The organism is Calothrix anomala FACHB-343, assembly GCF_014696435.1.
GTDB lineage: Bacteria > Cyanobacteriota > Cyanobacteriia > Cyanobacteriales > Nostocaceae > Aulosira > Aulosira anomala_A.
Window position 1 is genome coordinate 24,536 of record NZ_JACJQG010000091.1, and the last position, 9,248, is coordinate 33,783.

The 9,248-nt window shown below is 39.8% G+C and carries 9 protein-coding genes; 2 read left to right on the forward strand and 7 right to left on the reverse strand.

Features of this window, described 5'->3' with window-relative positions; translation table 11 throughout:
• Positions 1-10: 10 nt before the first annotated feature.
• The 6 genes from H6G08_RS33240 to H6G08_RS33265 form a co-directional block, all read right to left on the reverse strand.
• A complete protein-coding gene (locus H6G08_RS33240; protein WP_190551023.1) occupies positions 11-676 on the reverse strand; it encodes a class I SAM-dependent methyltransferase in 666 nt (221 codons plus the stop codon).
• Between the two features lie 425 nt (positions 677-1,101).
• Positions 1,102-1,284, reverse strand: coding sequence for a YqaE/Pmp3 family membrane protein (locus tag H6G08_RS33245; protein ID WP_190551008.1), 183 nt, complete (start codon positions 1,282-1,284; stop codon positions 1,102-1,104).
• A gap of 122 nt (positions 1,285-1,406) precedes the next feature.
• Positions 1,407-1,805 (reverse strand): phage holin family protein, encoded by a 399-nt coding sequence (locus H6G08_RS33250; RefSeq protein ID WP_190551009.1) that lies wholly within the window; start codon positions 1,803-1,805, stop codon positions 1,407-1,409.
• A gap of 448 nt (positions 1,806-2,253) precedes the next feature.
• Entirely contained in the window at positions 2,254-2,577 is a 324-nt protein-coding gene (locus H6G08_RS33255; protein ID WP_190551010.1) for a 2Fe-2S iron-sulfur cluster-binding protein, read from the reverse strand.
• Positions 2,578-2,696: 119 nt separating this feature from the next.
• Complete coding sequence (locus H6G08_RS33260; RefSeq protein ID WP_190551011.1) at positions 2,697-3,029, reverse strand: hypothetical protein; 333 nt, start codon at positions 3,027-3,029, stop codon at positions 2,697-2,699.
• Between the two features lie 89 nt (positions 3,030-3,118).
• Positions 3,119-5,281: a Tex family protein gene (locus tag H6G08_RS33265; RefSeq protein WP_190551012.1), complete on the reverse strand. Its 2,163-nt coding sequence runs from the start codon at positions 5,279-5,281 to the stop codon at positions 3,119-3,121.
• 241 nt (positions 5,282-5,522) lie between these two features.
• Here H6G08_RS33265 and H6G08_RS33270 point away from each other — a divergent pair, with 241 nt between their 5' ends.
• Positions 5,523-5,771: a hypothetical protein gene (locus H6G08_RS33270; RefSeq protein WP_190551013.1), complete on the forward strand. Its 249-nt coding sequence runs from the start codon at positions 5,523-5,525 to the stop codon at positions 5,769-5,771.
• Positions 5,772-6,328: 557 nt separating this feature from the next.
• Positions 6,329-7,807 carry a GUN4 domain-containing protein gene (locus H6G08_RS33275; RefSeq protein WP_190551015.1) on the forward strand — a complete coding sequence of 493 codons (1,479 nt, stop codon included), beginning with the start codon at positions 6,329-6,331 and terminating at the stop codon, positions 7,805-7,807.
• Positions 7,808-8,023: 216 nt separating this feature from the next.
• Here the strand turns inward: H6G08_RS33275 and pdxA are convergent, their stop codons facing one another.
• Positions 8,024-9,100 (reverse strand): 4-hydroxythreonine-4-phosphate dehydrogenase PdxA, encoded by a 1,077-nt coding sequence (gene pdxA, locus H6G08_RS33280; protein ID WP_190551017.1) that lies wholly within the window; start codon positions 9,098-9,100, stop codon positions 8,024-8,026.
• Positions 9,101-9,248: the final 148 nt, after the last annotated feature.

A 9,248-nucleotide genomic window follows, 5' to 3' on the forward strand; every position in this document is an offset into this window, starting at 1 on the left:
AAACCCGCCCTTAACTTTGACTCCAAATCCTTTCCGCCGTCCAATGGCGATGAGAATTTTGATAAATTTTGACATCTGATAACCCAGCTTGAGAAAATAACTCTCTCACTTCATCAAGAGTAAAAGCTGCATAGAGAGAATCGCGGAAGCATTTTATCTGCATGGCGTTAAATTCTCCCCCGATACTGTTAACTAGATCGTTAATTGTCGCTTCATCCGCAGGACGAAATAAATCTCTGATCAAAATTCCCCCGTGAGGTTTTACCACTCGCTTAAGTTCCAACAAGAATGGTAAAGGATCGGGTAAATGGTGAATTAAACTATTGGAAATTACCATATCAAATTGTGCATCTGAATATGGTAATTTTTTGGCATCGACTAATTCTAGATTAATTTGTGCTTGCAAACCAGCTTTTTCTACATGTTGTGCAGCAATTTCCAACATAGTTGCAGCTAAGTCAATCGCTGTTACCTGCCATTGTGGTTGCATTTGACAGATTAACACAGGAATTTGACCAGGGCCAGTACCCACATCTAAAATTTTAGCTTGTGCTTGGGGGCAGAGTGCGATCGCTTCTTTCGCAAAAGCTGTATTTACCTCCGAAAAATCCATCGCGTCATAAGCAACAGATTCTTCTATTGAGTCCATTACTTCTGGTTCTAATACTCTTTTAATACTCATAATTCGTTATTTGGGCATTGGGTATTGGGTATTGGGCATTGGGCATTGGGCATTGGAAGTTTTTCACCATACCCATAGCCAATTTATAAAAATTTTATAGCCTTGTGATGCACTGAAATCGGCTCATTGTTTGTTAAATTTTCCATCAACTATTAAACTCTTACCAAAAACAACTGACACAGCGCCATAAAAATTGGTAATGGGAAAGATGAAATACACCAAAAACCCATTACCAATATTTTGTTTGATTTTGTATTCAACCCAGCTTCATTTGCAAACTAGTAAATAGACCTCTTGCAAAAGTTTTAACTTTCGCGTTCTTCTTTGCGTCTTTGCGTGAGATTTTCAAACGAATACTCAACAACGCCAAAATATTTATGCAAGAAGTCTAATAAAGAGAAAATCTCTTCCCCTAACCCCTAGTATTGTCTATTAAATTGTTCGTCATGCTTGGCGATAACCCAAACAGCATGGATACTACCAGGAAGCCAACCTAACAGTGTCAGTAAAATGTTGATAAATAAAGTAGGGCCAACACCGACTTCGAGAAATACTCCAACTGGAGGTATCAACAGACCGAGAAGTAAGCGAGTTAATTTCATGGTTTTGATTCTAATGTTTGCTTAGTTTACTTACATTTGTATGACTGTCATCGAATTATCAAATCTATCGCAGGCATTAATTCGATGACTAATATCTAGCACAGAGATAGCTTAAATCATATTTAGCTAGAAGGTAATTGAGTCTTATTATTCACATCTCCACTGCCTAATGCTAAATTCTTTTCGGCAAAGTAGTTGTTAATGAAGGTGTTAGCAAAAGACAGAATTACTGGCCCAAGTATAAAAGCAATAATTCCGTGGGCAGAAAAACCGGGAACTAATGCAGCAGCTATGGCAAAACAAATACCGTTAACCACTAGAGAAAAAGCACCAAAGCTTAAGAAATTAAGTGGTAAAGATAAAGTAGAAAGAACAGGCTTGACCGTACCATTAACTAAGCCAATAACTAACGCTGCAATTATAGCTGCGGGGAAATTAGCAATATTAACGCCGGGAACCACTAAATCAACTATTAGCAAGCTTAAGGCTGTAGCTATTGCTGTTAACACTGGACTTAGCATTATTTTTACCTCACAAACAGATTATTGATAATGTGAACTTACTTTCACTATCTTGAATTAAATAATCTGTCAGAACATCAATATGAGGGTAGATTGTCGTTCTACCATTTGGCTGAAATATGTGGTTTTAATTTTACTATTTGATGATTTTCTGCTAAAATCTGTTTTTATATTGGATAATTATGTCAGCGTTCATTTATAAAGAAAATATTAAAAATACAACGATGAGCGACGAGCTAAAGAATTTAGTTTATATATAAGTAAAATTTAATGTTCAGAACTAGAGACAGATATTTTCCACAATTAGATATTATGGGAGATATACAGCAGATTGCCAGTTGGTGAGGTACAGATAATCGTTGATTGTAGGGGCACTGGCACTGCCATGCCCTGAAGCGCGTAACTCATTTACCTGAAATATGCTGTATGTTCAAAAAATGACAACAAGTTATTGCTGATAATAAAGCGAAGACTGATATAAAACCTGTTCTTGATGAGTTTCTAAAGTGCAATCCGAACGAGGATAAGTCACACAAGTAACAACATAGCCAGATGCTATTTCTTGGGAACGGAGAAATTTCTGTTCGCTTTGATCCACTTCACCACTGATAAGTTTAGCCACACAAGCAGAACATTCGCCTTGTTTACACCCAGAGGGTAGGCGAATACCATTATCTTCGGCAATATCAAGAATATATTGATCGTCTGGTACTTGAATAGTACGATCTAAACCTATTGTTTGATTAATCAGTCGAACTTGATAAACTCCCATTGGCAATGTCGTCGGATTTTTCCCATTACAAAACTTAATCAATTCCTCGCTTTTTCTCTGCGAATCTTTGCGTTAAAAATTCCCGTCTCAATCAACCACGATATTATGCAAAACTGTGCTTAGGACATATTTTTGAGATTAGTCCAGCCAATAATAATAACAATCAGAGGAATCAGAAGCGCTAAAGGATTCCAGACGCCTTTGGTGATGAGTACAATTTGGCTCATCATTGTCAATCCAATATAGGCGTAAACACCCCACTTCTTCATCAGCCACATACCGACGAAAGATATCAAACCACCGACTGATGCTAAGGCTAAAAACGGAGGATACCAAGCACCAATTCCAGCTGCTACCGGCGAGAAAATCAGTAGAAAAGAAGGAATTAAACCAATGAAGCCAATAATGCAAATTACGGTTATCGCCACAGGTCGAGAGTTAGCTGTAGTCATCATTAAAACCTTTGTAAAATCTGCATTCTCACAGCTTAACTCTATCTTTAGCTACATTTTCTCATTACTCATAATAATTTAAGGCTTTGTTACCGCTTCATCGCTGCTTTCATCGATAAACTAATCCGCTTTAATTTCTCATTCACTTCTAACACCCTGACTTTGACAACTTGTCCGACTTTGACAATCTTTTTCGGATCGTCAACAAATCTATCAGCTAATTGAGAGATATGCACCAAACCATCCTGATGTACGCCGATATCGACAAACGCACCAAAGTTAGCGACATTGGTAACGATACCTTCTAATTCCATCCCCACTTCTAAATCTTTGATTTCGGTAATTCCTGCTTTGAAAGTGGCATACTTAAACTCAGCACGAGGATCTCTACCGGGTTTTTCTAGTTCCTTGAGGATGTCGCGCAGTGTCGGTTCCCCTACAGTATCGGTGACGTATTTCTTTAGGTTAGCTTTTGGCAATTTGGCGGCGATTTGGGTAACCTGATTTAATGGTAGGCTGAGGTCAGATGCGATCGCCTGGACTACAGCATAACTCTCAGGATGGACGGCTGTATTATCCAAAGGGTTTTCACCGTTACGAATGCGCAAAAATCCGGCTGCTTGTTCAAAAGCTTTCGGCCCTAGTTTTGGTACCTTTAACAATTGACGACGATTTTTAAACGCGCCATTCTCGTTGCGATAGGTAACTATATTATTGGCGACTGCTGGGGTAATTCCCGAAACAAAAGTTAAAAGTTCTTTAGAAGCTGTATTTAAATCCACACCGACATAGTTAACGCAGCTTTCTACTGTTTCATCCAATTTTTTCTTCAGCAATTTTTGGTCAACATCATGTTGATATTGTCCCACACCAATAGATTTTGGATCGATTTTCACCAATTCCGCCAAAGGATCTTGTAATCGCCGACCAATACTAATCGCACCGCGCACGGTAATATCTAAATCGGGGAATTCTTCTAAGGCGACTTTGCTAGCAGAATATATAGATGCACCCGATTCATTTACCATGACTTTAATCGGTTTGCGTTCCATCGTTTGCAGTACTTGAGTGACAAATTCATCAGTTTCGCGGGAAGCTGTACCGTTACCAATGGCGATTAATTCGATTTTGTATTTTTCTAGCAAATTCTTGATAGTTTGCGCTGCTTTTGTCCGTTGTTCTGCTGCTTGATGGGGAAACACAGCTTGGTATTCTAAAAACTTGCCAGTTTGATCTAATACTGCTACTTTACACCCAGTTCTAAAACCTGGATCGATTGCCAAAGTAGGTTTCATTCCTGCTGGTGCAGATAATAGAAGTTCTCGTAAATTAGTTTCAAAGGTTTTGATCGATTCAATATCAGCATAGGTTTTCTTTTCGGCGATAACTTCCCCCATTAAAGATGCTTTCATTAAGCGGTTAAATGCATCTTTAATTGTTGCTTGATAAAATTCGCGAATGGCGCGCACTTTGGTTTTAATTTCTTTTGCTTCCAGATAACCAAGTACCGCATCTTCATCAAAGGAAATTTCAAAATTTAAGATTCCTTCTGCTTCACCGCGACACAACGCCAAAATATTATGAGGTGCGATATTTGGTACCTTAGCTTGGTAATTGCGGTACATTTCAAATTTTGTTGTCCCTTCGGGATGTTCATCTTTAATCCAGGAGATAAACACACCCGACTCTAACAGATAATCGCGGATATATGCTCTCGAATCCGCTTTTTCGGCTATTTCTTCCGCTAAAATATCCGCCGCGCCTTTCAACGCTTCTTCCGCAGATTTTACCCCTAGAGTTTCCGAAATATATTTCGTTGCTTCTGTTTCTAAGGAAGCAGAGACAGGATTTTTCACATTCAGGGATTTAATCAACTCCGCCAATGGTTCTAAATTTTTCTCTCTAGCGATAGTGGCACGAGTGCGACGCTTTGGTCGATAAGGTAAGTATAAATCCTCAAGTTCAGTTTTTTGTAAACAAGATGTAATTTGTGCTTTTAATTCATCAGTCAGCTTACCTTGATTAGCGATCGCATTTAAAATTACCGCCTTTCTTTCTTCCAGTTCAGTTAAGTATGTATACCTATCGGATAAGTCCCGCAATTGAACTTCATCCATTTCGCCGGTGCGCTCTTTGCGGTAACGTGCAATAAAAGGAATTGTTGCACCTTCTGCTAAAAGTTCCAGCGCATTTTGCACCTGATAAGGTTTAAGCTCTAATTCAGTTGCCAGTAATTGAGGAATGTTCAGCATTTGGTGTCTAAGTAGAAAACGCTTGTTCTGTAGGTAATATGCTAGATCGTTCTTCCCATCCAAGCATATAGTGTTAAGCTAATTTATCAGATGATTATCAAATCTTGATTTTTTACACCGTTATTTTACATAGCCAGTTGTTTCTCAAAGCTGGGGCGATGTAAAATTAACCACAATGCCAAAATCTCTTTTTATCTGTTTATATCTAACGTTGCGCTTTTGATTTTAGAGGTTAGTAGAAATGGCTTTGTTTTTCTTAGTTCCACTGTGTACTGCATTATTAACCGGCTATTTCGTTAAGCAGTCTCACGATGAAATTGCTTATATAGCTGGTGTATTTGGCTTTATTTGCTTCATTTTGAGCTTGGTTTTAGCACCTTGGCAAGTTCAGCTTTTGATGTTAGTTGTTGTCGTGATAACTACTAATCGGCTATTGTCCAAAAATGAATACAATTTGCCCAATAATACAGATAAACAATCCCGGCAATGATACTACCTCCATTTAAATAGCACAGTTTGACGGCAACCAAGATTGAATTAAGTTAACTTTATTCCCCTGCTTGAGAAAATACGAGTATTATTTTTCCTAATTTACATTACCGCTACGTAGATTGGTAATTTCCTCATCCTTATAGTTCTCGACAAATCCCCAGGTTCGTTAATTAAAGCTCATCTCCATTTACAGCTAAATTATCATAATTTCGCGTTAATCCCCCATTTATCAAGGCTACGCACATACACAACAATATCTATGCAGTTTGTGTATGTGCAAAATTAACCATAAGTATTATTTCCCTGTTTGCGATCGCCAATCAAGAATTGAATTTTACACGCCTAATTATCAGCTTTTAGTCCGGAAACCTTGAAATTCTAGCCGTAGAAAGAGTTGTTTGTCTCATATATGTAGCAGGAAATACAAAGTATTCCGATTCTCAACCTTAAGATTTGTAATTACTGGTTAAGGTGGAATTACTTTCAGGATAATTCCTGAGATGACTGAGTTAGGATGGGCAAACTCTACTTGCACTGGCAATAATCTAAACTGAGATGGTTAAAAACTGGGCTTTAGTTATTGGTATTAATGATTATAACTTCTTGCAACCGCTTAAATATGCCCGGCGGGATGCAAAGTTAATGCAGAATTTGCTTCACAATGATATAGGTTTCGAGCGAGTTTTTTTATTTGCGGATGACTCACCTAATCCCCATCGCCCTAATTTATTACAATTTATCCAAAAGTTATTTGCGCATCCCTTTTTAGAACCAGAAGATAACTTCTGGTTTTTCTTTAGCGGTCATGGGATGATACATGCTCAACAGGATTACCTCATGCTTGCCGATGGTCATCCAGATGATATTGCTAATACAGGCATCTCTCTACAATATCTGACAGAATGCTTCCGCAATTCTGGCTGTGAAAATATTGTCATGATTTTAGATGCTTGTCGCCAGCAGCAACCCAATCATGGCGGATTTGGATCACAAACACAACAGTTAGCCGATAAAGCCGGAATCATCAGTATCTTATCTTGTCGTCCCGATGAAACATCGGCAGAAATTGATACAATTCAACAAGGTGTATTTACTCAGGCAATCTTAGAAGGATTAGGCATTCAGGGACAATGCGCCACTGTAAAACGTTTGCAGCAATACCTCAATTTCCGCGTGCCAGAACTATTGACACATTATAAGTATCCCCTGCAAACGCCTCAAATTAATAGTCAAGCCGCGCGATCGCCAAAGATTATTGTCAATAAGTATGCTAATTTAGCGGAAATTGCTTCTCAAGATCTGAATTTATCTCCAAAAGAAGCAACTCATAGCCAGGAACTAGCCAAATTAGAGCAACTGTGGATACGCACCAATAAGTTAGAGAATAGTGCCAATCATCATAATTCAAATAGCATTGTTAGCATAGCTGAATATTTGGCAGGTAGCGATACACAAGCTTCTATTTATGATTCCCCTGTAAATATCCTGGCACAACCCCAACATCAGTCAACTGTCACCATTACCGAACCACCTAGCGATTACCTCAGTTCCGAATCCAAAGTCAACTACCAGCAATTATCCGCATTATTAGCTGCTGGTGATTGGAAAGGCGCAGAACGAGAAACTGTCACCCTGATGCTAAAAATAGCGCGCAGAGAAACAGCCGGTTGGTTAGATATTGCTGCGATTAACAAATTTCCCTATACTGACCTTTGGATTATCGACCAGCTGTGGGTGAAATATAGCCAAGGACGCTTCGGTTTTAGCGTGCAAAAGCGCATTTGGGAAAATATGTGCAGTGAAGCTGATGGTGATTATCAAACATGGACTCAATTTGGCGATCGCATCGGCTGGCGCGTCAATAATCAGTGGCGATTTTACTCCGACCTTAATTTTACAGCTAATGCACCAGAAGGACATTTTCCCGCCGCCGCTACTGTAGATTTACTCCACGTGCATCAAGGTTGGGTAGTCGGCTTATTTGGATCTTTGGTAGGATTCTCCGCTCTTGCCGCCAGATTATCCCATTATTAATATAGCAAACAGCGATCGCACTTTTGTACATCTGAGGACAAATTGCGATCGCGTTAGCGGGAAATAGGGGCTAGGGGACAAGGGAAGGGGGACAAGGGGGACAAATAATTCAAAATTCAAAATTCAAAATTCAAAATTCAAAATTAAGAATTCTATTTGACTTTTGCCCAATGCCCCATGCCCAATGCCCCATGCCCAATGCCCAATGCCCAATGCCTATTGACTCCTTTGCCTCACCAACTCCGCGCCTAACTCAATTGCAGCTTTCATACTCGTAGGATCGGCAATTCCCTTACCCGCAATATCAAAAGCCGTACCATGATCCGGTGAAGTCCTAACAAAAGGAAGACCAATCGTAGTATTAACAGCGCGGTCAAAAGCCATCAATTTCACCGGAATTAAACCTTGGTCGTGGTACAGTGCTAAATAACCATCAGCTGAATTTTGACTTTGACCGTTGCCATACCAAGCTTGACCAGGCTTTACCCACATCGTATCAGGTGGAATAGGCCCTTCTAGCTGCCACTGGGGACGGTTTTGTCGTTCTTGTTCTAGCCAGGGAATTAACCAATCGATTTCTTCTGTTCCCAATTGTCCCTGTTCGCCACTGTGGGGATTTAAACCCGCGATCGCTATTTTCCCATTTTCAATGCCAAAATCTTGCTCTAAACAATCCACCAGCAAATCCAGCTTCTTTGTTAATAATTGCGGTGTCAGCGTCTTGGATACTTGACAAAGGGGAATATGTGTAGTAGCCAATAAAGTACGCAACGTCCAATTAGTATAAGGCGATCGCGCTACAAATAACATCCCAAAGCGCTCCACACCCGATTTTTGGGCTAAAAGTTCCGTTTGTCCGGGATAATCGTAGCCAGCAGCCTTCCAAGCCGATTTGGCAATGGGAGCCGTAACAATACCATCAAATTTACCAGCTAACGTTTGCGCGATCGCATATTCCATATAAGCAAAACTCGCCGCACCACTCGCTTTATTTCCAGTGCCGATGATAATTTCATCTTGAATATCTGCTGGTAATGGCACATCAATCACAGATAAATTGGCTGGATTTGCCAACGTAATGCGATCGCTCACGGGCAAATTTATGTAAATTTTGTTCAATAAATCTAAACTACCGATTATCGTCACATCATAATTTTGCCACCAATCGAAATCAGCCAAAGCCTTTAAAATCACCTCCGCACCAATTCCCGCCGGATCTCCCAACGTCAACGCCAACCTGGGGCGATTATGAGAAGCTGAATTAACTACCTGATTTTGATTAACTTGGTACATAAAATTACTTAATAGTTTTGTCTAACAACTAAATTACCTAGTTGCTTAAAACCCAATCGCAACAGACACAACTTCCAAAAAACTATCAAGAAAATTCCCCTTCCCTGCTCCCTACTCCCTGCCCCCTTGCCCCCTGCCCCCTGCCCCC

Coding starts and splice junctions, on each gene's coding strand:
- H6G08_RS33245 (WP_190551008.1), bottom strand. CDS start 1,284: ATGAAATTAACTCGCTTACTTCTCGGTCTGTTGATACCTCCAGTTGGA.
- H6G08_RS33250 (WP_190551009.1), bottom strand. CDS start 1,805: ATGCTAAGTCCAGTGTTAACAGCAATAGCTACAGCCTTAAGCTTGCTA.
- H6G08_RS33255 (WP_190551010.1), bottom strand. CDS start 2,577: ATGGGAGTTTATCAAGTTCGACTGATTAATCAAACAATAGGTTTAGAT.
- H6G08_RS33260 (WP_190551011.1), bottom strand. CDS start 3,029: ATGACTACAGCTAACTCTCGACCTGTGGCGATAACCGTAATTTGCATT.
- H6G08_RS33265 (WP_190551012.1), bottom strand. CDS start 5,281: ATGCTGAACATTCCTCAATTACTGGCAACTGAATTAGAGCTTAAACCT.
- H6G08_RS33270 (WP_190551013.1), top strand. CDS start 5,523: ATGGCTTTGTTTTTCTTAGTTCCACTGTGTACTGCATTATTAACCGGC.
- H6G08_RS33275 (WP_190551015.1), top strand. CDS start 6,329: ATGGTTAAAAACTGGGCTTTAGTTATTGGTATTAATGATTATAACTTC.
- pdxA (WP_190551017.1), bottom strand. CDS start 9,100: ATGTACCAAGTTAATCAAAATCAGGTAGTTAATTCAGCTTCTCATAAT.